The 26147-nt window shown below is 67.1% G+C and carries 25 protein-coding genes; 12 read left to right on the top strand and 13 right to left on the bottom strand.

What is annotated here, in order from left to right; all coding sequences use genetic code 11:
- Window positions 1-49 precede the first annotated feature (49 nt).
- Entirely contained in the window at window positions 50-1039 is a 990-nt protein-coding gene (locus G7043_RS11570; protein WP_207310941.1) for an AAA family ATPase, read from the top strand.
- Between the two features lie 142 nt (window positions 1040-1181).
- Here the strand turns inward: G7043_RS11570 and G7043_RS11565 are convergent, their stop codons facing one another.
- From G7043_RS11565 to G7043_RS11550, 4 genes are all read right to left on the bottom strand, one after another.
- Complete coding sequence (locus G7043_RS11565; RefSeq protein WP_207310940.1) at window positions 1182-1730, bottom strand: hypothetical protein; 549 nt, start codon at window positions 1728-1730, stop codon at window positions 1182-1184.
- A 122-nt stretch (window positions 1731-1852) separates the two neighbouring features.
- Complete coding sequence (locus tag G7043_RS11560; RefSeq protein WP_166045547.1) at window positions 1853-2578, bottom strand: hypothetical protein; 726 nt, start codon at window positions 2576-2578, stop codon at window positions 1853-1855.
- Between the two features lie 270 nt (window positions 2579-2848).
- Window positions 2849-3988, bottom strand: coding sequence for a helix-turn-helix transcriptional regulator (locus G7043_RS11555; RefSeq protein ID WP_242642103.1), 1140 nt, complete (start codon window positions 3986-3988; stop codon window positions 2849-2851).
- A 126-nt stretch (window positions 3989-4114) separates the two neighbouring features.
- Window positions 4115-4528 (bottom strand): NUDIX hydrolase, encoded by a 414-nt coding sequence (locus tag G7043_RS11550; protein ID WP_166045545.1) that lies wholly within the window; start codon window positions 4526-4528, stop codon window positions 4115-4117.
- Window positions 4529-4690: 162 nt separating this feature from the next.
- Here G7043_RS11550 and G7043_RS11545 point away from each other — a divergent pair, with 162 nt between their 5' ends.
- The 3 genes from G7043_RS11545 to G7043_RS11535 all read left to right on the top strand — a co-directional run bounded on the left by G7043_RS11545 (window position 4691) and on the right by G7043_RS11535 (window position 7706).
- A complete protein-coding gene (locus G7043_RS11545) occupies window positions 4691-5434 on the top strand; it encodes a TauD/TfdA family dioxygenase (RefSeq protein WP_166045544.1) in 744 nt (247 codons plus the stop codon).
- Complete coding sequence (locus G7043_RS11540; protein WP_166045543.1) at window positions 5431-5775, top strand: hypothetical protein; 345 nt, start codon at window positions 5431-5433, stop codon at window positions 5773-5775. Before G7043_RS11545 ends, G7043_RS11540 begins: the two co-directional genes overlap by 4 nt.
- Window positions 5776-6350: 575 nt before the next feature.
- A complete protein-coding gene (locus G7043_RS11535) occupies window positions 6351-7706 on the top strand; it encodes a hypothetical protein (RefSeq protein ID WP_166045542.1) in 1356 nt (451 codons plus the stop codon).
- Window position 7707: 1 nt separating this feature from the next.
- On the opposite strand, the gene G7043_RS11530 is transcribed toward G7043_RS11535, so the two are convergent.
- A complete protein-coding gene (locus G7043_RS11530; protein ID WP_166045541.1) occupies window positions 7708-8382 on the bottom strand; it encodes an HNH endonuclease family protein in 675 nt (224 codons plus the stop codon).
- Window positions 8383-8446: 64 nt separating this feature from the next.
- Between G7043_RS11530 and G7043_RS11525 the strand changes: the two genes are divergently transcribed.
- Window positions 8447-11440 carry a DUF885 domain-containing protein gene (locus G7043_RS11525; RefSeq protein WP_166045540.1) on the top strand — a complete coding sequence of 998 codons (2994 nt, stop codon included), beginning with the start codon at window positions 8447-8449 and terminating at the stop codon, window positions 11438-11440.
- Here G7043_RS11525 and dctA read toward each other — a convergent pair.
- Genes dctA through G7043_RS11510 form a run of 3 tightly spaced genes read right to left on the bottom strand, consistent with a single transcriptional unit; the run spans window position 11330 to window position 14036 of the window.
- Complete coding sequence (gene dctA / locus G7043_RS11520; protein ID WP_313887809.1) at window positions 11330-12664, bottom strand: C4-dicarboxylate transporter DctA; 1335 nt, start codon at window positions 12662-12664, stop codon at window positions 11330-11332. The genes G7043_RS11525 and dctA overlap by 111 nt on opposite strands.
- Before the next feature lie 47 nt (window positions 12665-12711).
- Window positions 12712-13443 (bottom strand): SRPBCC family protein, encoded by a 732-nt coding sequence (locus G7043_RS11515; protein ID WP_166045538.1) that lies wholly within the window; start codon window positions 13441-13443, stop codon window positions 12712-12714.
- Window positions 13440-14036, bottom strand: a complete 597-nt coding sequence (locus G7043_RS11510; RefSeq protein ID WP_207310939.1) for an ArsR/SmtB family transcription factor — start codon at window positions 14034-14036, stop codon at window positions 13440-13442. Before G7043_RS11510 ends, G7043_RS11515 begins: the two co-directional genes overlap by 4 nt.
- 144 nt (window positions 14037-14180) lie before the next feature.
- Between G7043_RS11510 and G7043_RS11505 the strand changes: the two genes are divergently transcribed.
- Window positions 14181-14354 (top strand): hypothetical protein, encoded by a 174-nt coding sequence (locus G7043_RS11505; protein WP_166045537.1) that lies wholly within the window; start codon window positions 14181-14183, stop codon window positions 14352-14354.
- On the opposite strand, the gene G7043_RS11500 is transcribed toward G7043_RS11505, so the two are convergent.
- From G7043_RS11500 to G7043_RS11490, 3 genes are all read right to left on the bottom strand, one after another.
- Window positions 14336-15298: a TIGR03617 family F420-dependent LLM class oxidoreductase gene (locus G7043_RS11500; protein ID WP_166045536.1), complete on the bottom strand. Its 963-nt coding sequence runs from the start codon at window positions 15296-15298 to the stop codon at window positions 14336-14338. The genes G7043_RS11505 and G7043_RS11500 overlap by 19 nt on opposite strands.
- Before the next feature lie 18 nt (window positions 15299-15316).
- A complete protein-coding gene (locus G7043_RS49840; RefSeq protein ID WP_166045535.1) occupies window positions 15317-16009 on the bottom strand; it encodes an excalibur calcium-binding domain-containing protein in 693 nt (230 codons plus the stop codon).
- Between the two features lie 118 nt (window positions 16010-16127).
- Entirely contained in the window at window positions 16128-16580 is a 453-nt protein-coding gene (locus G7043_RS11490; RefSeq protein ID WP_166045534.1) for a DUF4442 domain-containing protein, read from the bottom strand.
- 174 nt (window positions 16581-16754) lie between these two features.
- Between G7043_RS11490 and G7043_RS11485 the strand changes: the two genes are divergently transcribed.
- Entirely contained in the window at window positions 16755-17270 is a 516-nt protein-coding gene (locus G7043_RS11485) for a MarR family winged helix-turn-helix transcriptional regulator (protein WP_166045533.1), read from the top strand.
- Window positions 17271-17272: 2 nt separating this feature from the next.
- Complete coding sequence (locus tag G7043_RS11480; protein ID WP_166045532.1) at window positions 17273-18913, top strand: MDR family MFS transporter; 1641 nt, start codon at window positions 17273-17275, stop codon at window positions 18911-18913.
- A gap of 73 nt (window positions 18914-18986) precedes the next feature.
- Here G7043_RS11480 and G7043_RS11475 read toward each other — a convergent pair whose 3' ends face one another.
- The gene (locus G7043_RS11475; RefSeq protein ID WP_166045531.1) at window positions 18987-19493 is read right to left on the bottom strand and encodes an inorganic diphosphatase; all 507 of its coding nucleotides are present in this window, start codon (window positions 19491-19493) and stop codon (window positions 18987-18989) included.
- Window positions 19494-19937: 444 nt separating this feature from the next.
- Here G7043_RS11475 and dacB point away from each other — a divergent pair, with 444 nt between their 5' ends.
- Genes dacB through hpt form a run of 4 tightly spaced genes read left to right on the top strand, consistent with a single transcriptional unit; the run spans window position 19938 to window position 24244 of the window.
- On the top strand, window positions 19938-21698 hold the full coding sequence (gene dacB / locus G7043_RS11470) for a D-alanyl-D-alanine carboxypeptidase/D-alanyl-D-alanine endopeptidase (RefSeq protein WP_166045530.1): 1761 nt from the start codon (window positions 19938-19940) through the stop codon (window positions 21696-21698).
- Window positions 21699-21726: 28 nt separating this feature from the next.
- A complete protein-coding gene (locus tag G7043_RS11465) occupies window positions 21727-22770 on the top strand; it encodes a zinc-dependent metalloprotease (protein WP_166045529.1) in 1044 nt (347 codons plus the stop codon).
- Window positions 22767-23678 carry a tRNA lysidine(34) synthetase TilS gene (gene tilS / locus G7043_RS11460; protein ID WP_166045528.1) on the top strand — a complete coding sequence of 304 codons (912 nt, stop codon included), beginning with the start codon at window positions 22767-22769 and terminating at the stop codon, window positions 23676-23678. Before G7043_RS11465 ends, tilS begins: the two co-directional genes overlap by 4 nt.
- 17 nt (window positions 23679-23695) lie before the next feature.
- A complete protein-coding gene (gene hpt / locus G7043_RS11455) occupies window positions 23696-24244 on the top strand; it encodes a hypoxanthine phosphoribosyltransferase (RefSeq protein ID WP_166045527.1) in 549 nt (182 codons plus the stop codon).
- Window positions 24245-24304: 60 nt separating this feature from the next.
- Here hpt and G7043_RS11450 read toward each other — a convergent pair whose 3' ends face one another.
- Window positions 24305-25966: a substrate-binding domain-containing protein gene (locus G7043_RS11450; protein ID WP_313887808.1), complete on the bottom strand. Its 1662-nt coding sequence runs from the start codon at window positions 25964-25966 to the stop codon at window positions 24305-24307.
- Between the last annotated feature and the right edge of the window lie 181 nt (window positions 25967-26147).

The raw sequence follows: 26147 nt of genomic DNA, 5'->3' as shown, positions 1-26147 counted from the left end.
TCCCGTGCCTGACAGGCAGATCCGCCTCACGCCTGCGTCTGGAATCCGGATGCGAGCAGTGCGGTGGACCTGGCAGGACCGGGTGCCAGCGGGCTCGCTCTCGCTGGTGCCAGGTCGTGAGGGCATCGGTAAGAGCCAGTTCGCGTGCTGGCTCGCTGCACAGGTCACCAACGGCACCTTGCCTGGTTCCATGCATGGTCAGCGCCGGCCGGTGATCTACGCGGCCACCGAGGACTCGTGGGCGCACACAGTTGCGCCGCGGCTGTCCGCAGCAGGTGCCGACCTCGATGCGGTGTACCGCGCCGAAGTGATCGCGGATGGCTTGCTCACCGGGCTCACGTTGCCGCGCGACTGCGACGCGCTCGGCGACGAGATCACAGCCCGAGGCGTCGGCCTGCTCGTGCTCGATCCGCTGTTGTCGGCTATCGCCTCGGGGATCGACACGCACCGGGATCGTGAGCTGCGGTTGGCGCTAGAACCGTTGGTGCGCATGGCAGATCGCACCGGATGCGCAGTGGTCGGGCTCGCTCACTTCAACAAGTCGGCGAGCCCGGACCCGCTGAACCTGATCACCGGTAGTCGGGCGTTCTCTGCCGTCGCCCGCGCTGTGCTCGCCGTCGCACGTGACGATGACAGCGAGGACGGCTCGTGCGTGATCAGCCAGGCGAAGAACAACCTCGGGCGTCTCGACCTGCCTTCTCTCGGGTACCGGATCGAGTCCCGCGAGATCGAGACCGACGATGGTCCCGCCGAGGTCGGGCGACTGGTGATGGTCGGCGAGACCGAGCGCAACGTGCGCGACATCCTCGCCGAGTCTGGCGGAGATCCTGAGGCCCGATCGGAACGCGACGAGGCCGCGTCGTGGCTGCGGGAGTACCTGATTCAGCAGGGCGGTAGCGCGAAGGCCTCCGACATCGTCAAGGCCGCCCGCGCCGACGGGATCGCAGAGGCGACGCTCAAGCGTGCTCGCAAGCGCGCGGGCATCGCGACCACCCGGCAGGGCTTTGGGCAGGGCTCGGTGTGGACGCTCGACTTGTAGCCCTCGCCATCCGGATCACCATTCAGACCGTTCAGACCACGTCCCGGAAGCTGATCTGAATGAGCTGAATGGTGATCCGGATGGGATCGTCTCGACCGGCCGGCAGCGGTCCCGCGCGCGCAAGGGGAAGCTGTGTGCAGGGCTACTTGTCCTGCTGCTCACCGAGTGCGCCCTGCTTGGATCGAACCCACTTGGTGGACGCTGCATCCAGAAATCTGACTTCCTTGGGGCCGGACACGCTGTCCTGCGCCGAGACTGTTGGATCAAGCCAGTAGATCCGGAACGACGCTCCCGGCAGCAGAACGCTTCGATCGAGTTCGCAGATCGTTGTCTGATGGCCAATCTTTGCCTTGACGTCATATACCGGGCCATCGCTGCTGTTCGTCACGCACGTGGTGAAAATGATGCCGGTCTTGCGTCCGGAGAGGACGGCCTGCTGTGTGACTGCTGGAAGGTCGTCTGGCTCCCTTTCTAGCTCTGACCATGCCCTCTTGGCCTCTGGGTTCGTTTCAGGGAGCAGGGTGAAGCGTTCGAAGGCTGTCCATGCGTACACCTTGGACGCCTGAGTCTTCTTCCGTTCTGTGTCTCGATCTCTGTCACGCCCGAACTCTCGAAGCAAGAGGAAGAAGGTCGCAACGAACGCTCCTACAGTGCCGACCGCCTCCATGATGTCTGCCCAGTTCGGCCCCATCATGCAACCTCCGGAGTATCAGGCCGTACTACAGTTTCTGGTCCCCTGGGGGATGCCCCGCTGGGGTGATGTTGGCGGCACCAGTACGTCATAGCAACTCGCGGCGTGTACGAAACTCGGAGTTATTTGACCAGCTGCCACTTGCCGCATCGCTGAGTGGTGAAGCTTCCGTCTGTTGGTGCGATCGTCACCGTGATCGACTGAGCGTGTGTGGCGAAGTTGTTGTCGATGATCTCGCCGTCAGGGCGTGTCCGCTCCCAGTAGCAGTCATCAACGCTGAACAGCGTGCGGTACTTACCGGGCTTGATCTTCCCTTTCCCGGTACCGATCTCGTAGGTTCCGCTACCGAAGGGAACGTTGCCTTCGAGAACTTCGTTCAGTGCGCCCTGGTGCTCGGTGCACAGCAGCGGTATGCCGATCTTGAAAATCTCTAGTCTCTTCGCGTCCTCGTTGATCTGCCCCTGGAGGAACTCCGACGCGGTCACGTACTGAGCCGGTGTGGTCATGCTCTTGCACACGTCGAGCACCCATGCGGATGCCGTGCGGTACGTGGTGCCTACGGCCGAGTTGAGTCCTGCTGTCTGTACAGCCTCATCGACCTTCTCCGCTGGAGTGAGTTCTCCAGGCTTGACCCACACGGTCGCAGTCGAGGAGTAGGTGCTGCGGTTGGCCTCGATCGAACTCACGACCCACTTGTTCAGGGACTCGGGGAGCGTCCCAGTAGTCGAAATCTGGAAGAGGTTCGACTTCTTCGTCGCATGCGTCACGTAGACGTAGTAGCCGAGTTTTTGGATCTGGGCGACCGCTGTGTTCGCAGTGACGCCTACGTACTTGGCGGTGTCGATCACTGGTGGAAGCGGTGCAGCGGAGGTCGTCGTGGTCGTTACCGCCGTTGATGATCGGGACGGTTCAGACGAAGGACTTGCAGCGCCGCAGGCGGACAGAGCGGCTACTGCGCCTAGCGCGATGAAGGGCAGCGTGAATCGGCGCATGCGGAACTCTTTTCGCAGTCGCAAGTGGTGTCACATCTGGCTGCCAGGCATGCCCTGTATCGGTGTGAGACCAGCAACGCGTTACTGACCGTGGTCGTCCGCTGAGATCGACTCAGCCGAAGCTCATCAGCCCGGTGTCAGAAGGGCGTTGAGGCGTTGTAGTGCCAGTTGCCCACTCGTGCTGATTTCGATGAGTCCACCATCGTCGGCAGCGCGGATTGTTCGCTGTATCTGGTGCGGCAGGCGGTGGGTCTCAGCGGCAAGGAGCGCGGTGCGCAAGGCGTCTTCTGCGCCGTCTCGCTGTCGGGCTGCAAGCAGAACCTGCCCGGCGGTGACTCGCTCGATGATGTGCCATTGCGGGGCGACTGGTGCTGCATCCGGCATATGCGTCTGCATGATCCGGACCGCGTTGGCGGCTCTGCCAGTTGCGACCAGTCCGCGTAGCTCGATCTCCCGGAAGGTGAACGGGTTGAACAACATGCTTCGGCCGCCACCGTCGTCGAGCCGTTCGCGGTAGCCGTTGATTGCGAGGTCGAACAGGTCTGGGTCGCCGTGCTCGCCTGCGGCACGAGCGAGTAGCGCGAACGCGGCTCCCTGTCCTTCGCGATCCTCGGACACGGCAACAGCTCGGCTAAGTCGAGCGATGGCTGCGCCGACGTGGTCAGCCTTGCGCAGCTCGTTCCCGTGCATCCGCAGCGCGTGAGCGAGGAACGCTCGGTCACCGAGGCGCTCGGCGACCGCCAGCGCCTTGCCCGTCCAGCGGGCAGCGGCCGTCAGCCGTTCCTCAGGCAGCACCGTGCCGAGCGAGACGCCGAGCGCGGCGCGGCCCTGACCGAGCAGGATCATCGTGTCCCGTTCGGCCCGTCCCTCGGCGGCTCGCGCCTCAAGTCGAGCGACCAGCGGCCACAACTCGTTGACCGCATCGACGACCCTGCCGGACTGGCGCGCGATCTCGGCAAGGCGGATGGTCGAGTCACCGAACTGGATCATCGCGGCGAAGTCGGCATCGTCGTTGTCGGTAACACCGAGCGCGTGCATCGGCAGCCCGAGCGTCCGCGCGATGTGCCGCCGAGTGGCCACGTCGCTGATGTTCCGGCGACCGGTCTCGATCATCGACACGTAGGTCTTGTCGTAACCGAGCAGCGCGGCGAGCCGTTCCTGACTCAGCTTGTTCAATCTGCGGTACACGCGCAGGATCGTTGCCAGATTACGACTTCTGAGTGCGGCCGTCGCTTCAGGTGCCGACCACAACCACACCGCGGGCATGAGCTGACGAGCGGGAACAACCGGTGCGACGTGGCGCGCGCTTGCGTGACAGGTTGGGCAGATCGGTTCGACGGCGAGCCGACTCAACCCGGCTCCGCACGCATCGCACCGCCTGCTCGTCATGGCTTACCTGACCGCGTCCGCGCGCAAGCGTTCGAACCACGTCGCGATCGAGCGCTTGTAGCCGTCGGGCATGTTCAAGCCGGGTACCTCGTCCTCGGCGAACAGCCCGATTTCCTTGTGCTCGTGGGAAAGCACGGGCTCGCTGGTGCCGTCCGGATGGCAGCCGTAGGTCACGATGAACACGTTCTTCTTGGCAACGTTGATGTAGTACATCCACGTGTCGAGGATCGGCCCGGTCGTCACCTTCCACTGCGTCTCTTCGGTGATCTCGCGCGCAACGCACTCCTCAGGGGTCTCACCGGGTTCGATCCGGCCGCCCGGCAGCTCCCACTCCTCGCGCTCGTTCTTCAGCAGCAACACCTTGCCGTCGCGGACCACCACGCCCTTGATCGAGACGGGGTAGGCAAGCTGGCTCATCGAGGTGTCCTCCGTGATTCGCGGGCAGGCTGCTCAACGGCAAAGTAGCACCGGAACCCACCATGCCGAGGCGACGCGGTGTTGACAACCTGTCACTGGACGTGGTGGACAGAACAGCGTTCTGCTGATCCCGTAGACGAGTCGTTTCGGGAGGTAGACGCCATGATCGAGCCGTATCGCGTCAACGCGGACTCCGCCAACCTGGTCGAGCTGATCGCCGAGCAGGGACTCGCTGTAGTCGACGGTCTCGACGGCCCCCAGGACCTGCTCAGGCTCGCGCAGTCGATCGCCATCGTCGTGCCGCACCGGGACAGCGGACCTGATGGCGTCACCACGATCGCTGACCTTGGTGAGTCGATCGTGCGCAGCGGATTCGCAGGCTTCAGCGCTTGTGCGCTTAACCCGCACACCGATCGCTCAGGCGTTCCGCATCCGCCTGCGCTGCTGATGATGAGCTGCTCGCAGGCTGCGACGGCCGGCGGCGAGTGCGTGCTCATCGACGGCCAGGCCGTGTACGACGATCTCGCCGAGTCGGAGCCTGAAGCGCTCACCGCCTTGAGTACTCCACGCTCCGTCTTGTTCGGCGGCGCGGCCGGGTACCTCAGCTCGATCTTCAGCGACAACGGCGGCGGCCGGATCGCTGTCAGACTTCGGCTCGACGAGCTTGCTCAGTTCGCGCCCGAGGTCGACCGCTGGATTCCAGTGCTGCGCGCGGCGATCGACCGTCACGCGTTCGAGTTCAGGCTTACTGCCGGGCAGGGCTACGTCCTGGACAACCACCGCTGGTTGCACGGTCGACGAGCGTTCACCGGGCAGCGTGTCGTCCACCGCGTGAACGGCGATCCGCTGCCCGAACTCGTTGTCGGGACTGGCGTTCGCGTCCGGGCGTCGAGCGATGCGGCATGAGCGACGCGGCAGCGATCCGCGCGTTTCCTGGACTCGCCGCGCTCATCGCGATCAGGGACGCGGGCTGGACGTTCGTGCATCGAGACGCGGTAGCGGGTGTGCCGACACAGGTCGACGGCTACAGAGCCTGGCCAGGCGGATGGATTGACGCTGTCCGCGTTCGCGATGAAGACGACGCGATGGCACTGCGCACGGACGGGGATGAGCCGCCCGGCATCGTGTGGGAGCGCACGGGCTCGCTCGCGCATCTGGTCGAGGACCTGCTGAGCCTGCCTGCCCCTGGAGATCGGCTCGCACCTCGGCTCGTGAAGGCGACCGGGCCAAGACTGTGGACGCCGTAGTCAGACCCGCAGTCGGGGCTTTCCGGCCGTTGCTGCACGCGGTCGCGACGCAAGAGCGGTCGATCTGCTTCCGGGGAATCGACCTTTGGTTCGCTGTCTGTGGAGCAGCATCCGTGCTGGTCAGCAGGGATGAAGTGGGGGCTCGCAAAGTGTGCCCATTGTGTGCCCGAACGCTCCGAAACGAGCTGATCGACAACGGCACCGAACGGCAGCCGCACCGGTCTGACCAGGATCAATCAGACCGGTGCGGTACTACCCGTCAGCACTCAACACGAACACCAGGGAACTCGTAATGAGCAGGTCATCGGTTCGATTCCGATAGGCGGCTCGGTGAGATGACCGGCGGGTCCTCCTCGGAGGGCCCGCCGGTTTCTGTTTCGGCCTCGTAACGTTGTGATCCGGGTCACGACGTACTGGTTGTGCTGCGGATGCGAGGCCTCACCTCCCCGGAACGCAAGCTCGTCCTGGCGGCTGGGCGTGGACAACGTCTCCGGTGTTGTGGACCTCAGAGCATTCGTGCTGAGGTCATTCGCGATCTTCTGCTTGGCCGTCATGGGGCTGTGGGTCCGAGGGGTGTGCAACTGGCCGGTGCGCGGATCGAAGGTGCGCTGGACTTGGAGGGCGTGCTCAGCACTGCTGGCCTGAATTTGACCAACTGCCGGATGTCGGATCCGGTGGTTTTGCGAGACGCACAGTTCCCCTGGCTTGAGCTTGAAGGCTGTCACGTGCCTGGAGTGTCAGCAGACAAGCTTCGGGTGGCGGGGAGCCTGTTCTTGCGAAAGGGCTTCACTGCCGTCAGTGTGGACGGCAGAGCGGTCAGGCTGCCTGGTGCTCGCATCGACGGAAATTTCGAATGCGATGGAGCGACGCTGTCCGGCGCGAATGGGTCCGCGCTGCACGCCGAGGACATTCGGATTGAAGGAAATCTCTTTCTGCGCGATGGATTTTCCGCAACGGCCGATTCATGCCAAGGTGCTGTGGTGCTGAACGGAGCCTTTGTCGGCGGTCTTGTCACCTTTGCTGATTCGACGTTGAAGAACTTGTCTGGCCCTGCGCTCAGTGCGCGTGGGATCAGAGTCGGCGGAGAACTGGTGTTAGGTTGTAGCTCCTCTTTTCAGGGGCGAAGCCGCCATGTCATCGTTGATCTGTTCGGTGCGAACCTAGGGGCCGTTCGCTGGAGCCCGTTCGAGATGAAGAACTCTGAAGTTGGCGGCGCGCTGGTTAGCATGGAGCACGTTTCAGCAGGCTGGGTAGGTATCAGTGGCGATGTCCTGTGTGATGCTGACATCAGCAGAGACTGTGCTGCTGGAGATTTGACGATCAGTGGGCTCACCTACCGATCTCTGGCGGTAGCGGGCGCTGACTGGCGGAAGTGGCTGCATTGGATCCGTTCGCACACTCGTGGTTACACGGCCCAGTCCTATTGGCAGTTGGCCGGTGTCGAGCGCGCCGCCGGCAACGATGTGGCAGTTCGGCGCATTTTGATCGCCCAGCAGGATGATCTGAGGATTCGAGGAGAGTTCGACAGTCTGTGGTCGAGGTTGAGGCACCGTCTTTGGGGGCTTCTGGCGGGCTATGGCTACCGCATTGGCCGAACAGTTGTCACGACACTGGTGGTCCTCGTGGTGGCGGGACTTCTGGGACTTTGGGCTGGACACACTCCGATCCGAGACGGTCGGTATGCCGCAGGCCACACAAGTCGTTCCGAACAGCCGTTCACACCATGCTCGACGTTTGAACAGATCGGCCTTGGAATCGACCGAGGACTTCCCCTCGCGGTGACCGGCGTGCGCGAAAGGTGTGACCTCGACACGATCAGTCGTCGTGGTCAGGCCTTCGCGATGGCGATTTGGCTGCTGCAGGTAGCCGTGTGGATTCTCGCAACGCTCGTTGTCGTGGGCTACTCCAGCCTGATTCGCCGAACTGACTGAATCATGTCGCAGGCGGTGTGTCACAGGTGGTGAGTGCCTGCTCCAGCGCCGACCGTTCCGCCGGAGCCACGCTCAACCCGTAAGCCGCCTTCACCGTCACGTAGATCCGCCCGTACGAACACGCGTATCCCGCGTTGGGCGGCATCCACTCGTCCGGCGTCTTGTCGCTCTTCGACTGGTTGACCTTCCCCGAGACCGCCACGAGGTTGCGCAGGTCGTTGGCCGCCGCCACCCGCCGCTCCTGGGGCCACGTGGCCGCGCCGCTGCGCCACATCTCGGCCAGCGGCACCACGTGGTCGATCTGGATCTTCGACACGCTGTTGATCTGTGAGGCCGTGTAGGGGTCGTCGAGTGTGCCGGACTGGACGCTGCAACGGCCTGGTTTGCGTTCCACGGCCGTTAGGTCGCGGGCCAGCACTTGGCTGCGTTGGTCGCAGCCGTCGCCGTCGGTGTCGAACCAGGGTTGGCCGAACACGCAGGCTTTGTCGCTGTCGCAGTCGCGCACGTAGCCGTCCAGGCGGCCCGGTGCGCTCAACGGCAGGGCTGCGAGAGAGGTGCGTGCCGTTGCGGCGTCGAGGGTTCCGGCAGGCACGCGATCCACTTGAGGACCGCCCGAAGAGGCCAAGGGGAACGCGGAACAGCCGGTCAGCAGGACGATCAGCAGCAACCAGCGCATGGGAAGGGCTTACCCGGGAAACTGGGTGGTGATGGCCGCTCAACGGCGTAACTCTGGGGGACGGATGTCCGAAGTCAACGCGCTCGCCGATCGCCTCTTCGACACGATTCTCGACCGCTTTCCGGTCGATGCCAGCCTGATGGGCTTCGACCTCGATCACGAAAGTCTCGTCGACCACAGCGAGGAGGCCGATCAGCGCTACCAGGTCCGGTTGCGCGAGATTCGCGACGCCGCCGAGCGGCTCGAGCCGCGGAACCTGTCCGAGCGCATCACGCTGGGGATCGTGCTGCACGACGTGCGCACCCAGTCGGACGACATCGAGGGGCTGCAGATCGAGTCCGGCATCAGCGCGAACATCCGCACGGTGGTCCCCGGCACGCTGTCGGTCCTGCCGCGGCTGCCCGTCGACAACCCGGAGCGCCGGGCCGGTTACCTGCAGCGGATGCGAGGGCTCGACGGGTTCTTCGACACGATGATCACGCGGCACAGCAAGGGTTTTGCGAACGGTCGCACGCCGGTGAGGCACCTGGTGGAGCAGGCTGTCGCGTTGATGGACGGTCACCTCGCCAACCTCGGCACGTTCGACGTCGTGGAGGGGGCGAGCGAGATCGTCCGGCCGGCCATCCAGAAGTACCGCGACTTCCTGCGCAACGATGCGCTGCCGTTGGGCCGGGACACCGAACACGGCGGCCTTTGCTGGCTGGACAACGGCGACGCGGTCTACCGAATGGCGATTCGCGCGCACACCACGGAGGATCTCGACCCGGACGAGCTACATGCCACCGGGATCAGGCTGATCGAGGAGCTCAAGAACGAGTTCGCGCAGTACGGCGACGGCGTGTTCGACCGCATTCGCCACGATCCGGCGTTCCGGCACACCAACGCCGAGGAGATGCTCGAGGCCGCGCGGGCGGCTGTTGCGAAGGCCGAAGCCGCGGCGCCGCAGTGGTTTCGCACCGTGCCGGACGCCAGGTGCGTGGTCAGGGCGACGCCGCCGGCGGTGCCCGCGCACGTGCCGCCGCACTACTTCCCCTCCTCGGAGGACGGCAGCCGGCCCGGCACGTACTTCGTCAACACCAAGGAACCGCGGAACCGCCTCAAGATCGAGGACGAGGCCACGGCCTACCACGAGGCCGTGCCGGGGCATCACTTCGAGTACGCCAGGATGGCGGCGTTGAAGGACCTGCCTGTGGTCCGCCGCAAGGCGCCGATCAGCGCGTTCGGTGAGGGCTGGGGGCTCTACTGCGAACGCCTCGCCGACGAGATGGGTCTTTACGGCAGCGACGAGTCCAGGCTCGGCATGCTCACGATGGACGCCATGCGCGCGGGCCGGCTCGTCGTCGACACCGGCTTGCACGCCAAGGGGTGGAGTCGTCAGCAGGCCATCGACTACCTCGCCGAGAACACACCGATGAGCAGGACGCAGATCGGGTCCGAAGTGGACCGTTACCTCGGCGAACCGGGCCAGGCGCTCGCGTACGTGGTGGGGCGCCTGAAGTTCCAGGAACTTCGTGCCAGAGCCGAGGCTGCCGGCAAGGACGTCCGCGACTTCCACGAGGTCGTCCTCGGCCAGGGCAGGCTCACGCTCGCGCTGCTCGAAGAGGTCGTCGACGGTGGCTGGCCGATGCGTGACCTCGCGGAACGCCTGTGGAACCTGATGCTGGACCACCACGCGTTGCGGGCGAACCTGATGGGCCTGCGCGACGACGGCGCGTTGCAGGACCACAGCGAAGAGGCGGACCAGGACTACCTGCGGCGCTACCGGGCCATTGCCGAAGAAGCGGAACGGACGCCGGAAACCGATCCCGTCACGCACGGGCTCGTCCAGCATCTCGCCCAGGTGGAGTGCGACACCATCGAGTCGCGGACGATCGAGTTCGGTGTCAGCGGGTCCGTCCAGGACGCGGTGCCCGAGCTGCTCTACTTCCTGCCCGAGCTGAAGAGCCACCACGCCGTGCCGGGGTTTCTCGCCACGGTCGCCGAACGGCACCGCGCGGGCATCGCCGCGGGCCGGACGCCGGTCAAACACCTCGTGGAGCAGGCGATCGAACTGGTGGAGCGACACGACGCACCAGGGTTGCAGCACTACCTCGACGTGCTGAAGAACGACGTTCTCCCGCATGGCAGGGACACCGAACACGCCGGGTTGTGCTGGCTGCCCGACGGCGAAGAGCTGTACGGCAAGGCGATCCGCACGCACACGACGCTGGAGCTGGACCCGGACGAGCTGCACGCCACCGGACTCCGGCTCGTCGAGAATCTCGAACTGAGTGAGCATCGAGGACTCAAGTACACCAGCGCCGCAGAGATGATCGCGGACGCCGAAGCAGCCGTGCGCAGAGCCGAAGCCATTGCCCCGCAATGGTTCCGGACGATGCCGGACCAGCGGTGCGTGATCGCCGAGACCGGACCGCAAGTGCCCGCGAGCATGCCACCGCACTACGTCCCCGCCGCGCTCGACGGCAGCCGCCCCGGCACGTACTTCATCAACACCAAGGAACCGCACACCCGGCCGCGGAACATCGCGGAAGCCACGGCGTTCCACGAGGCCGTGCCGGGCCATCACTTCGAGAGCGCCAGGCTCATGTTGCTCCAGGACCTCCCGCTGTTGCGCCGCAAGGCCCGCGTCGCCGCCTTCAGCGAGGGCTGGGCGCTCTACTGCGAACGCCTTGCCGACGAGATGGGGCTGTACAGCGACGAAGAGGCGCGACGAGGCATGCTCACGATGGAGGCCAAGCGCGCGGGCCGGCTCGTCGCCGACACCGGCCTGCACGCGAAGGGCTGGAGCCGGCGGCAGGCCGTCGACTACCTGCGAGGAAACACCCCGATGTCGCGCGAGCTCGCCGAAGCCGAGGTCGACCGCTACCTCGCTCAGCCCGGCCAGGCGCTCGCGTACATGGTGGGGCGCCTGAAGTTCGACGAGCTGCGCGCGAAAGCGGAGAAAGCGCTAGGGCCGGCGTTCGACGTCCGCGACTTCCACGAGGTCGTCCTCGGCCACGGCAAGCTCACCCTCGGGCTGCTCGACGACGTGGTCACGGCGTGGATCGCCGAGCGTTGACCGCATCTGGTCGACATCGAGCATGCCCTCCCAGCGCGACACGACGAACGTCGCCACGCAGTTGCCCAGCAGGTTCGTGAAGACGCGCATCGAGTCCATGATCCGGTCGGCACCCAGCAGCAACGCCACCGCCGCGGCCGGGATCGAGCCGACCGCGGCGACCGTGGCGGACAGCGCCAGGAACGCCGAGCCGGGCACGCCCGCCATGCCCTTCGAGGTCAGCACGAGCACCAGCACGATCGTCAGCTGGTCGCCGAGGTCGAGCGGGATGTTCAACGCCTGCGCCAGGAACACGGTCGCCAGCGAGAGGTAGATCGACGCACCGTCCAGGTTGAACGAGTACCCGGTCGGCAGCACCAGCCCGACGGACGTGGGCGCGCAGCCGGCCCGCTGCAGCTTGGCCATCATCCGCGGCAGCACGGCTTCCGAGGACGCCGTGCCGAGCGCCAGCAGGAACTCCTCCTTGGCGTACCGCAGGAACCGCAGGATGTTGACCCGAGCGAACGCCCACGCGATCACACCCAGCAGCGCGCAGAACAGCAAAGCCGCGCCGTAAGAGGCGAGGATCAGCCACATGTACGTGCGCAACGACCCCAGCCCGTACTGCCCGACCAGGAACGCCATCGCGCCGAACGCCCCGAGCGGCGCCAGCTTCATCACGTAGCCCAGCACCGTGAAGAACGCCAGGTTGACCCGCTCCAGAAGGTCCACCACGGGTGTCGCGCGCTCGCCGAGCTGGGCCAGCGCACAGCCGAACAACACGGCGAACAGCAGCACCTGGAGCAGCGCGTTGCGGGCCAACGCGTCCACGATGCTCGAAGGGATGAGGTCGAGCAGGAACTGGACGACGCCGGGGAGGTGACCGCCCTGCGTCTTCGCCTCGACGGCGGAGGCGTCCAGGGTGGACGGATCGACGTTCATGCCCGCACCAGGCCGCACGACGTTGCCGACCAGCAGTCCGAACGCGAGCGCGGCCGTCGAGACCACCTCGAAGTAGATCAGGGCCTTCACGCCGATCCGGCCGACCGAGCGGAGGTCGCCGACCTTGGCGATGCCGGTCGCCACCACGCAGAAGATCAGTGGCGCGATCACCATCTTGATCAGCTTGATGAAGCCGTCCCCGATCGGCTTCAGGTCCGCTCCGAACGACCGGAAGAAGTGGCCGACGAGCACGCCGGCCACCACGGCGGCGAGGAGCTGCAAGAAGAGCGACCGAGTTTTCACATCCCGGAAGCTAAATCTCATTTGTAAGCGATGGAGTGCCCTGCGTGTTACGAGCTCCGCCCGACCGCCTGCGCCAGGAACTCCGTCCACTTCTCCTGCTGGCCCGTCGCGTCACCGAAGAGGTGGTGGCCGACAGCGCGGGTGCCGTGGAACCGGTACAGGCCATCGGTGCCGCGCACGCTGAGGAACACCCCTGGCAGGTCGTAGGCGAAGTCGACGACCCCTGTGATGCCGAACGGCTCCAGCGTGACCTCGTCGCCGACCTCGGGGTCGGCAGGCACGCCGAGTGCCGCGAGCAGTCGTGCCCACGCGTCGTCGGGCTGCTCCTGGGGCGCCTGGGCGAACACGTACGTGCCGCGGCGGCCGCTGAAGTGCTTGACGTACTGGCCCAGTGTGGCGAGGTACATGTCCCAGCCGTACGAGGTCTGGTCGAGGTACTCGTCGCTCCAGCCGTCGCCGAGGATGCCGCTGTGCACGAACCGGAGCACGGTCGAGCCGCCCTCCCGCGCCTCGATCAGGTACTCCATCGCGTGGATCGTGCCGTCCTCGGCCTTGTCACTTTCGTAGGCGAGGTGCTTGCCCGGCTCCCAGGTCGTGATCGTCGAGCCCTCCTGGAAGAAGCCCATGTCGAGCGACATGCGGCCGCCGAGGCGTCCGTCGACGGTGTGCGGGCCCATGAACCACGAGTCGATGCCCGGTCCGGTCGCGATGGCGTCCCAGATCTGCTCCGGGGTCCCGTCGACCTCGACTTCCTTCTTGATCTCGAACTCGCGAGTCACGACTCCTCCTCCTTGGCGGTCACGCTCGGGTGCAGGGCGACGACGACTCGGTGCGGACGCCCTCCTTCGGCCTGTTCGTCGTGGTACTTGGACACGAGCTGCGTCACGCACGAGGCGAGCTCCTCGGCGAACGCGGCGCGGTCCGCCGCGGTGGCGAAGCGGATCTCGCCGTCCAGCGCGAAGGTCGCGAGCCGCTTCTTCGCCTTGGTGGCGCCCGTGATCAACGTGCCGACGTCGCGCACCAGCCTCGCCGAGACCGCCAGCAGCCACCGGGCGGACAACCGGTCGGGTGACCGGGCCGGGTCGGGCTGCACGGCCGCGAGCGCCGTCGGGGAGATGACGTAGGACGCCGCCGTCGCCTGCAGCAGGCGTTCGTTGACGTTGCCCTTGCGCCGTTCCTCGACGAGCTCCACCAGGCCGTGCTGCTCCAGGGTGCGGAGGTGGTAGTTCACCTTCTGCCTGGGCAGACCGACCTTCGCGGCGAGCATCGTCGCCGATCCGGGCTCGGCCAGTTCCGCGAGCAGTCGCGCTCGCACGGGGTCCAGCGACACCTCGGCCGCGGACGGGTCTTCGATCACCGCCACTTCGAACATGGACCCAGCGTCACACCGAAAACAAAATTAGTCAAGAACTGAGTTGCTGTCGGTGACTTTGCTCCACCTGGGTGGCGTTCGAGCCGGTACCGTAAGCGCTGTCTCGATTGGTCGTTGCTTGTTCGCAACCCTTGAGGAGACAAGATGATCACGATGCTCTTCCTGACCCTGCTGGCTCTACCGTTCGCCCTGACCGCCGCCAACGTGGGCAGACGCCGCTGGATTCGCAAGAGGGGCGTCGCCAGAGTGCGTGCCGAGCTCGACGCTTTCCAGGCCGAGCTGGCACGTCAGGGGCTCAGTCACTTCTCCGGTCGGTGAAGCACGTTCGTCGACGGTGAGAGCCGGGTGACCACGTCGCCGTAGCGGTCCAGCAGCGCGGCCGTGACCGTCTCCGGGGAGCCGACGACGGCGAACTCGTGCAGCACCTCGTCGGAGATCAGCTCGCTCATCTCCGTCCACTGCTGCCGCCGGGACATCCGGTGCAGCTCCTCGTGCAGCGCACCCCAGCCGTGCAGGTCCAGCACCGCCTTGTAGGCAGGCGTCGACCCGTAGAACGCGATCTGCCGCTTGACGTCGGCGATCTCCTCGTCGTTCGTGGCGGCGAACACGGGCCCGCTGATCTCGAAGCCCTCCAACGTCTTTCCCGCCTTCACCCGGCCACGGGCCAGCGCCGGCAGCGTCACCTCGCGCAGGTACCGCTCGGTCGTGAAGTTGTGGCACAGGAAGCCGTCCGCGACCTCGCCCGCCACCTCGGTCATCAGCTCGCCGACGCCCGCGAGGTAGATCGGCGCGGTGCCGTGCGGGTTCGGGCCGGGATCGAAGAACGGCGTCATCAGCGTGTGCTTGTAGAACTCGCCGCGGAACGCCAGCCGCTCGCCCGTCTCCCACGCGTGCCAGATCGCGCGGATCGCCAGGACGAACTCGCGCATGCGCGCGGCCGGTTTGCTCCACGGCATCGAGAAGCGCTTGGTGATGTGCGCCTCGACCTGCGAGCCCAGCCCGAGGTTGAACCGGCCCGCGGACAACAGCTGCAGGTCGTTCGCCGTGGTCGCGATGGTCATCGGGTTGCGCGCGAACGCCACCGCGATCGCCGTGCCGAGCTCGATCCGCTCGGTCGCCGCGGCGGCACCGGCGAGCGCGAGGAACGGGTCGTGCTTGGTCTCGGCGAGCCAGAACCCGTCGTAGCCGCGGTCCTCCGCCCTCTTCGCGATGTCCCCGACGGTGGCCGGGGTGTAGTCGACGGCACTCCTGTCCAGCTTCATGCCGCTGAGGCTAGGAGCTCAGCGCCGCGGAGGCTCGCACGCGACGCCGTTGCGGTTGGCGTCCAGCTCGACCCGGTAGCCCGGCTGGCCCCAGTAGATCGGTGCCGCACCGGCCCGCCACGCGTCCTCGCACGTCGCGAAGAACGTCGGCTTCGGCTTGGGTGTCGTCGTGGTCGGCTTCGGGGCAGGAGCGGGAGGCGGAGGTGGCGGCGGGGGAGTGGTGGGCGTCTCGGTGGTGTCCTTGCCACCGCACGGCGCACCCCACAGCCCCATCGGAACCCGCTGTGCGGCGCCTTCGGCTTCCTTCTGCGCCGCGCTCGGCGTGCCCGTGGTGCGCCCGGCGCCGTTGCCCAGGGCGAGCAACGCGTAGTCCGTGCCGTCCGCGAGGCTGAGCGCGCCGGTGGCCCGGTCGTAGCGCACCTGCTGGTTGAGCAGCATGGCCTTGGCGAAGCCGGCCGCCGCTTCCGCCCAGCACGGACCTGGCTGGGCGAGGCCCGCGACCTCGGCTTTCGAGCCGTCGGACAGCATCACGGCGCGGCCGTCCACGATCGACGCCACGCTGATGCCCAGCTGAGCCGGCGGGACCGACGGCGTCGTCGAAGACGCCGTGATCGGCACGTCCTCGGCCGGCTTCTCCACGGCAACAGGCGTTGACTGGTGCGTCTGCACCGTGCAACCCGTGGTGAGCGCCACCAGCAAAAGGCCGCTCACAGTTCTCCACCCCGACATGACCTGGAATGGTGCACCTCAGCGGCGGTGTGGCCAAGGTTACGTATTTGGCTCGGATCGGTTCACAGGTAGTCCGAACTGAAATACGGAGACGCGCAGTTCAGCGTGCGGGCTTCAAGGTCCAGACCACGGTCATCTCGCCGGTGGTCACGCCGGCGGCGTCGGTGATCGTGATGGTGACCGGGAATTCGGGCCTCGTGCCGGACTCCAGTTCGGCCAGCACCTCGTCCGCGGAACGGCCCAGCACGGCCTCCGCGGACAGCGGGCCCATCGCGATCTTCTTGTACGCGATCTCCGCGCGGACGGCGAGCGGCGTGGCCTTGCCGAGGTGCGCGGCGAACGCGGCCATCACGACGGCGCCGGACGCGGACTCGCCGAGGCCGAACATCATCGCGGCGTGCGGCCCGCCGATGTGGTTGTGCAGCGTCTCGTCGTCCGGCAGCGTGGCGACGACCCGGCTCGCGGAGGCCTCCTCGAAGTCGATGCCCGTGGTCTTCACGTACGGCACGGCCTGCTTCATCGAGGCGGCGAGGTTCGACACGTCTTGGCTCATGAGACGGATGCTACCGACGAGTAACCCGAACTGCTACCGGTCGGTAACCGCCACTCGGCGTGCCCGTAGCACTCCACTCTGGAGTGAGACTCGGAACTCACTTGCATTACGTCGTGTCGGAATGGATGCTTGTACCGAGCAACTAGTTGGGTGATACAAGCAACGAGGTGTCAGATGGTCGATCCGGGCAGGTGCACGGGACACGATCCGGAGCACGAGCTCGCGGACCGGGTCGGGATGGCGATGGTGCGCCTGAACAAGATGCACGCCCAGGTCGCGCACCAGATGGCGAAGCAAGGCATGGACAAGTCCGCCTTCGTGCTCCTCGCGACGCTCTCCGGTCTCGGTGAGTGCCGTTCGAGCGCGCTCGCGGAGGCGGTGCTCTCCGACCCGTCCACGGTCAGCCGGCAGGTCGCCGGACTGGTGAAGGACGGACTCGTGGAGAGGCACGCGGACCCGGCTGACGGTCGAGCCAGCGTTCTGGCGGTCACCGAGGCGGGACGCAAGCTGATCATGGATCGGCGCCGGCAGCGCAACCAGGCCATCGAGGAGATGGTCTCGGAGTGGCCGGACGAGGACTTCAAGAATTTCGCGGAGCTGTTCGAGCGCTTCGTGCAGGACTACGAACGCACGGTTCCGGCGTACATGACCGACCGCGGGACGGGGACCCGCGCGGGAGGGGAAAAGTAGAGATGTCATCCACAACCGAGGCGACACCCACACCAGGGGCCTCCCTGACGCATCGCCAGATCATGACGGTGCTGTCCGGTCTGCTGCTGGGCATGTTCCTCGCGGCGCTGGACCAGATGATCGTCGCCAGCGCCATGAAGACCATCGCGGACCAGCTGCACGGACAGACGCTGCAGGCGTGGGCGACCACCGCCTACCTGATCACCGCGACCATCACGACCCCGTTGTACGGCAAGCTGTCGGACATCTACGGGCGCAAGCCGATGTACCTCGCGGCGATCTCGCTGTTCCTGGTCGGCTCGCTGCTGTCCGGCATCGCGACGTCGATGTACGAGCTGGCCGCGTTCCGCGCGGTGCAGGGGCTCGGCGCCGGCGGTCTGATGTCGCTGGCCTTCGCGATCATGGCCGACATCATCTCGCCGCGTGAGCGCAGCAAGTACTCGGCTTACTTCATGGCGGTGTTCGGTTCGGCGAGCGTGCTCGGGCCGGTCATCGGCGGTGTGTTCGCGGGTCTCGACTCGTTCGCCGGCATCACCGGCTGGCGCTGGGTGTTCCTGGTGAACGTCCCGATCGCGCTGCTCGCGCTGTTCGTCGTCGGCCGCGTGCTGAACATCCCGCACCAGCGGGTCGACCACCGCATCGACTACCTCGGCGCGCTGACGCTGACCGTCGGCCTGGTGCCGCTGCTGATCGTGGCCGAGCAGGGCCGCGAATGGGGCTGGGCGTCCGGCACCTCGATCGCGATGTACGTGACCGGTGTGCTCGGCCTGGTGGCGTTCGTGTGGGCCGAGATCCGCATGGGCGACGAGGCACTGCTGCCGATGCGGATGTTCCGCAACCACACGTTCGCGCTGGGCAACGCGACCAACTTCGTGCTCGGCATCGGCATGTTCGGCGGCATGGTCTCCATCCCGCTGTACCTGCAGATCGTGAAGGGCGTCTCGCCGACGGTCGCCGGTCTGATGCTGCTGCCGATGACGCTGGGCATCATTTCCGCCACCGCGATCTCCGGAAAGGTCACCTCGGCCACCGGGCGCTACAAGATCTTCCCGATCATCGGCGCCGGCTTGATGTCGATCGCGCTGTTCCTGTTCAGCACCATCGGCACGGACACGCCGAACTGGTTGACCATGATCTACATGTTCGTGATGGGTGCCGGTCTGGGCCAGTGCATGCAGACGCTGCTGCTGGCCATCCAGAACGACGCCGAGCCGCGTGACATGGGTGTGGCGACCGCTTCGGCGACGTTCTTCCGCCAGATCGGTGGCACGGTCGGTACCGCGGTGTTCCTGTCGATCCTGTTCAGCACGGTCGGCGACAAGATCGCCGAGGGCCTCCGGGCCGCCATGCAGACCGAGGCGTTCAAGTCGGCGCTGGCCCACAACCCGGAGTTCGCCAAGTCGCTGCAGGCCGGTGGCGGCAGCGGGGTGGACATCAACAACACCGAGTTCCTCAACCACCTCGACCCGGTGCTGGCGCGTCCGTTCCTGGACGGCTTCTCCAGCGCGATCGACACGGTCTTCATGACCGGCGGGATCGTGATGGTGGCGGCGTTCGTCCTCGTGTGGTTCCTGCGCGAGAAGCCGCTCTCCACCAGGTCGGGCCTGGAGCGCGTGGCAGACGCGGAGTCGCTCGCGGTCTGACCCACCGGCAAAGCCATGGGGGGCACATTCATGGACCTCAGGTCCATGAATGTGCCCCCCATGGCTTTCAAGCTCAGTGCAGCGTTTCGCCGTTCGCCTCGGCGTCCTTGAGACGCTGGTAGGAACGGACGATCTCGGCCTCGGCCTCGGTGCGGCCCACCCAGGTCGCGCCCTCGACGCTCTTGCCCGGCTCGAGGTCCTTGTAGACCTCGAAGAAGTGCTGGATCTCCAGGCGGTCGAACTCCGCCAGGTGGTGGATGTCGCGCAGGTGCTCGTGGCGCGGGTCGAAGGCCGGGACGCACAGAACCTTGTCGTCGCCGCCCTTCTCGTCGGTCATGCGGAACATGCCGATGGCACGGGCCGCGATCAGGCAGCCGGGGAACGTCGGCTCCTGGACGAGAACGAGGGCGTCCAGCGGGTCGCCGTCCTCACCCAGGGTGTTCTCGATGAACCCGTAGTCGGCCGGGTACTGCGTCGACGTGAACAACGTGCGGTCGAGGCGGATGCGACCAGACTTGTGGTCCACCTCGTACTTGTTGCGCACGCCCTTGGGGATCTCGATCAGGACGTCGAACTCCACTGGTCCTCGCTCATGTAGCCCATTCGTGACGCCACTAGTGTGGACCACGACGCCCTGTCAACCCTCATCGGAGCCGTGGCTGGAGGGTGTGAGATTGCCCGTACCGAGCTGACGGAGGCCCTCTTGCCGGACGAGCCCCAGTGGCCGACCGAGGACGACGACGCCGGCGCGGACTCCGCGCCCGCTGAGCCAACGGTGCAGGTCAGTCGCCCGTCCGTCGACCAGCCGACGATGCGGTTCCCGCTCGCCGCCGTGCTCAAGCCACCGTCCATTCAGGAGCCGCTGCGCTCGTCTCCGGTTCGTTCCGCGCCAAACGGTGTCGGTACCGGTTCAGGGGCTTCGAGCGGGTCTTCCGGGGGTTCCAGCGGGTCCGCGAATGGATCTTCGGGTGGGAAGTCTCACGGGGCGATTGGTCCGGATGGTGGCGAACCTCGGGCGCTCCCGGTGCGGATCGAGCCGAAGGGCGAGCAGAAGACGACCGAGCTGTCGGTCCCGAACGCCAAGACGGCGCGGGTCGACCAGCTGCCGCAGTCGGAACCGTCGTGGTTCGACCAGCCGGCCAGATCCGAGCCGGCCCGTCCGCAGCCGGCCCAACCAGCTCAACCGGCACAGCCACCGCGTCAGGAACCGCGGCAGCGCACCGAGATGTTGCGCGTCGACCAGCTCCAGGCCCAGCAGCCACCGCGGTCGCCGCAGCCCCCGCGCCCGGAGCAGCGTCCCGAACCACCGCGCGCCGAGCCGCCGCGTCAGGAACCACCGCGGCAGGACCCGCCCAAGCCCCTGGACCTCCCCGTCACCGGCTACGACGAGGAACCCGAGGACCGGCTCACCACCGACGAACCGAAGAAGGGCCGCAAGTCCCTCGTCGCGGTCATCGGCCTGCTGGTCGTCGCGGCGCTGACCGGCGCCACCGTCTACGCCGTCAAGGAGTTCGGCGGCCCCGAGGTGATCGAGACCAAGCCCCCGGCCGCACCCGCCGTCGTCCAGCCGCTGGTCAAGGCCGTCACCGCGGGCGCACCGGCCCCCACGCCGGCCGGTGTGCAGCAGGCCATCGCCGGTCCGGCGGGCAACAGCGCGCTCGGCACCGTCACCGGCAGCGTCATCGACCCCGCCAACGGCACCGCGCTGTGGCAGCAGGGCGACACCACGCCCGCGACCCCGGCGTCCAGCCTCAAGGTCCTCACGGCGGCCGCCGCGCTGCTCAGCCTGGAGAAGACCGACCAGCTCAGCACCAAGGTCGTGCAGGGCGCGGAGCCCGGCAGCGTGGTGATCGTCGGCGGTGGCGACCCGACCATCTCCGGCGTGCCCGGCCGGTCGGTCTACCCCGGCGCGGCGACGCTCGACGACCTGGTCAACCAGGTCAAGCAGAAGGGCGCGGTCACCAAGGTGCAGTTCGACCTGAGCCGCTACACGGGCGAGGCGCTCGGGCCGCAGTGGGAGCAGGCGGACATCGGCGGCGGCTCGGTCGCGCCGATCGTGCCGTTCATGCTCGACGGCGGACGGGTCGACCAGGCGAACGTCAACGGCGCGCGGACCGGCAGCCCGGCGCAGGCCGCGGCGGACGCGTTCGCGCAGCGGATCGGCGCTCCCGGAGCGACGGTGGGCACGGCTCCGCAGGGCGCGCAGGTGCTCGGCGAGATCAAGTCGGCGCCGATCGAGCAGCTCGTCGACAACATGATGCAGATCTCCGACAACGTCCTCACCGAGGCGATCGCGCGCGAGATCGCGATCAAGACGGGCAACGAGCCGTCGTTCGCGGGTGGCGTCAAGGCAGTGCGGGACGTGCTGACCAAGAACGGGTTCGACCTCACCGGCGCGACCTTCGTGGACGGCAGCGGTCTCTCCGCGACCAACAAGATCCCGGCCAAGCTGCTCACCGACGTCCTGTCCGCGGCGGCCAAGCCCACGCTCGACGACGCGCGCACCGCGAAGCTGCGGCCGTTGCTGACGGCGCTGCCGGTGGCGGGCGGCAGCGGCACGCTCGCCGGGCGCTACACGGGCAACTCGGCGAACGGCAAGGGCTGGGTGCGGGCCAAGACCGGCACGCTCACCGGGGTCAACGCACTCGCCGGCGTCGTCGTCGACGTGGACGGGCGGGTGCTCGTGTTCGCGTTCATGTCTGCCAGCAACCGCAACCCCGAGACCGAGGTGCGGCCCGCGCTGGACGTGATGGCCGCTGCGTTGCGGGGTTGTGGCTGTTCGTAGTGGGGCGTGCGCAGGTAGCGTCGGAAGCGTGAACGGCGTTTCGGAGGCAGAGCTCGGCCCGATCGACTGGGAGCTGGCGGTGTCGACCGCCGTGCGGCTCGTGCGACCAGGTCCGGTGATCGGGAAGGACGAGGCCGACCACGTCGTGGGCAGGCTTCGCGAGCTCGCGCCGCAGTCGGAGGTGCACGTCCGCGAGCTGACCGGCCTCGGCCAGGGCTTGCCGCTGCTGCCGGGCGAGGTCGTCGACCGTCCCGCGTGGGTCGCCGCCGCCTCGCAGGGTCTCGCCGCGCTGACCGCGCCCGCGATGCCGCGCCAGTCCGGCGCGATGGCGAGCATCCTCGCGAGCACCGCCGGGGTGCAGGCCGGTGTGGTGATGGCGTTCCTGTCGTCACGGGTGCTCGGCCAGTACGACCCGTTCAGCCCGAACGACCAGCTCGCCGGACGACTGCTGCTGGTCGCGCCGAACATCGTTGGCGCGCAACAGGCTCTGGACGTTCCCGCGGACGACTTCCGGATGTGGGTGTGCCTGCACGAGTGCACGCACCGCCTGCAGTTCACCGGTGTGCCGTGGCTGCGCCAGTACTTCTCCGACCAGGTCACCGCACTTCTGTCCTCAATGGACGAGGAACGGGCGCCGCTGCCGGAGGTCATCCGCGACTTCCGGCACAAGCTGCGCGCCGGCGACGGCCCGATCGGACTGATCGAGCTCATCCAGTCGCCGCAGCAGAAAGCCGTGCTGGACCGGCTGATCGCACTGTCCACTTTGCTCGAAGGTCACGCCGACCACGTGATGGACGCCGTCGGTCCCACCGTCGTGCCGTCCGTGTCGACGATCCGCACCCGCTTCAGCGCCCGCCGCAAGGGCGGTGGCCTGCTCGACCGGATCCTGCGCACCGCGTTCGGTGTGGACGCGAAGGTGCGCCAGTACGAAGAGGGCGCGGCGTTCACCGAGTACGTCGTGGAACGGGTCGGCATGGACGGCTTCAACGCGATCTGGACGTCCGCCGACACCCTGCCGACGCGCGCCGAGATCACCGAACCGATGACCTGGCTGCGCCGCGTGGCACCGTGAACGGCCCGGTCGCCGAGATCAGGACCGCGGTCCGCGGGTTCCTGGACTCGGTGTGCCCGGACGCGGTGACCGTGGCCGTCTCCGGCGGCGCGGACTCCCTGGCACTGGCCTGCTGCGTCGGCCGGCTGATGCCCGGCGCCGGTGCCGTGATCGTCGATCATCAGCTCCAGCCCGGTTCGGCCGACGTGGCCCTGCGCGCGGCCCGGCAGTGCGCGGAGTTCGGTCTGGTGTCGCGTGTGGAGACCGTTTCGGTGTCCGGGGGTGGCGGGCCCGAGGCAGCGGCCCGCCGAGCCCGGTACGCGGCTCTGAGGCCTGTTTCCGGTGTGGTGCTGCTCGGCCACACCCTGGACGACCAGGCGGAGACCGTGCTGCTCGGCCTGGGCCGCGGCTCCGGCCCGCGCTCGATCGCCGGTATGCGTTCCTACGACCCGCCGTGGGGACGCCCGTTGCTCGGCGTGTCGCGGGCTTCGACCCGTGCCTTTTGCGCGGAGCAGGGCATCGAGGTGTGGGAGGACCCGCACAACTCCGACCCGTCGTTCACGCGCGTGCGGTTGCGCACCGAGGTTTTGCCGTTGCTGGAGGACGTGCTGCAGGGCGGCGTCTCGTCGTCGTTGGCACGCACGGCCGCCCAGCTGCGGGAGGACTGTGACGCACTCGACTCGCTGGCCGCCGCGTTCGCGGGCGACTGCTGTGCCGTGGACGACATCAGCGAGTTGCCCGTCGCATTGCGACGCAGAGTGCTCAGAGCGTGGCTCATCGACGAGGGCGTGCCGGAACTGTCCGATTCGCACCTGCGACGTGTTGACGCACTGGTGAGTGAATGGCGCGGTCAGGGCGGTGTCTGGCTACCTGGCGGCTTTGTCGTGCGGCGCGCGCATGGCAGGCTCGCGGTGGAACCACAGTCTTAAGCAGAGGGGACCTGTCCGTGTACGACGGCGACATCGCATCCGTGCTCATCACCGAGCAGGAGATCAGCGACAAGGTCACCGAACTCGCCAAGCAGGTCGCGGATGATCACCCAGAAGGTGACTCGGACCTCGTGCTGATCACCGTGCTCAAGGGCGCTGTGATGTTCATGGCCGATCTTGCCCGCGCGCTGCCCGTTCCGGTGCAGCTCGAGTTCATGGCCGTTTCGTCCTACGGCTCCTCCACGTCCTCGTCGGGCGTGGTGCGGATCCTGAAGGACCTGGACCGCGACATCGCCGACCGCAACGTGGTGATCGTCGAGGACATCATCGACTCGGGGCTGACCCTGTCGTGGCTGCTGAAGAACCTGCAGTCGCGCAAGCCGCGGTCGTTGGAGGTGTGCACGCTGCTGCGCAAGCCCGACGCGGTGAAGGTCGAGGTGCCGGTGAAGTACGTCGGTTTCGACATTCCCAACGAGTTCGTCGTCGGTTACGGCCTCGACTACGCCGAGCGCTACCGCGACCTGCCCTACATCGGCACGCTGGACCCGAGGGTCTACTCGAGCTGAAAACCATGGGGGGCACATTCATGGACGTCAGGTCCATGAATGTGCCCCCCATGGTTTTGATCAGCAGTTCGGACGGCAGCGGCGCTGGGAGACGGCGTCCAGCAGCACGGCGCGGATGTCCTCCGGGTTCGGCGCCTGGTAGGCCTTGCCGCCGGTCGCGGAGGAGATGGCCCGCAGAGCGTCCATGTCGACCTCGTCCCCGAGCCCGACCATGATGATCGGCACCGGCTTGGCCGGGTCGGCCTCCCGCTTCAGGGTCTCGATCAACGTCGCGGTGTCGATCGACGAACCGGTGTCGTCGTTGCGGCCGTCGGTCATGAGCACCACGGAGTTGACCTTCGACGGGTCGTAGCCCGCCAGGACGTGGCGGAAGGCCGCCAGCGTCGTGTCGTTCAACGCCGTGCCACCACCCACGAGCCCCGGCAGCTGCGAGGCGCCGGCTTCGAGACGCTTGCGGCGCGTCACGCCCGCCAGCGGCTCGCCGAGAGGCCCTATCGCGACGAGCTCGATCCAGTCGTTCGGCGGCTTCTTCTCGGTGGAGAACGCCCACAGACCGATCTGCGTGGTGTCCGGCAGCATCGACAACGCGGTCATGGACGCCTGGGTGGCGGCCTCGATCCGGGTCTTGCCGTTGCCGCTCTTCTCGATCATCGAGCCGGAGACGTCGATGACGGTCAGCATGCGCATGTCGAGGCTGATGGCGCCCCACGTGCGCAGCAGTTCGGAGACCTGGTCGGCGTTCGGGGTCTCGATCAGCTTCACGTCGCCGGCCTGCACGCCTTCGACGTCGGTCGACCACTTGGCGGGCGCGGCGCCCTGCGCGGTGCGGAAGCCCGCCTCGCCGAAGCGCTTGACGGTCTCTGCCGAGCGCAGGACCCTCTCGAACTCGGCGGAGGCCTCGCCGATGCCCTCCGGCTCGTTCGGGCGGGAGACCCGGACCAGCGGGTAGTCGAACGAGAGCGTGCCTTCCTTGGGCGGGGCGCCCAGGACGGCGTTGTCCTTCGCCGAGCGGTTGTTGGCGACGACGGACTGCTCGGTCGCGGCGAACAGCGGTGCCTTCTCCGCGTCCGTGGTGACCTTGCCGTACGAGTCGCGGACCGACGGCACGGCGCTGCGGCCCACGCGCAGCAGGGTGCCGACCAGTTCGGGCTTCGGGGTGCCGTCCGCGTTGCCCAGCAAAGTGCGGATGACGAACAGCGAGGCGAGACCCTCCGAGGTCATCGTCGGGTCGCTCATCGCGACCTGGACCTTCGGGTCGAGGACCTTGGACCAGGAGACGGGGGAGACCGGGAAGCCGATCTTGGACATCGCGGACTCGGAGCCCGCCATGACCAGGGGGCTGGACGCCAGTGAGGGCTTGATGTCCAGCTTCGGGGCTTCCGGACCGGTCTCCGCGGCCTGGCGCTGGGCCTCGGCGGCCCACATCGAGGAGTCGGGGATCCAGAGGGAGTGGGGGTTGATCTGCGCGGTGGGGAGCTCGTTGGCCACGTCGGCCGCGTTGCGCGACTCGACCTGGATCTGCACGCACCGGTTGTTCACGACCGGTTGTGACCGCTGGTAGTCCTGGGCCGCCGCGTTCACCACGTCGAGCGCGGCGGGAGTGACGGCGACCTTCAACGGCAGTGAGCTGGAGCAGTCTGCGCCGCTGGTGACACGCAGTGCGACGACTGTGACGCCCGCCGCCGCGATCACGCCCAGCAGGGCGCCCACGGGGAGGGCCACCCGCCGGACCAAGCCGGGGGACGTGTGACGTGCTGACATACAGTTACATACCTTCGGTCACGTGTTCACTCTTTCGAGTGGCGGGGGAACACTCGGGGGATGCATGAGGATGACATGTGACCCCCAAACGTAATGAGATGGCGTGACCTGCGTCACTCGTCTGGACGGCCGTATTTGTTCC

This window comes from Lentzea alba, from assembly GCF_011067745.1.
In the GTDB taxonomy this organism is placed as follows: Bacteria; Actinomycetota; Actinomycetes; order Mycobacteriales; family Pseudonocardiaceae; genus Lentzea; species Lentzea alba.
Note: the sequence above shows the minus strand (reverse complement) of the source record. Positions and strands in the feature narration are given on the sequence as shown.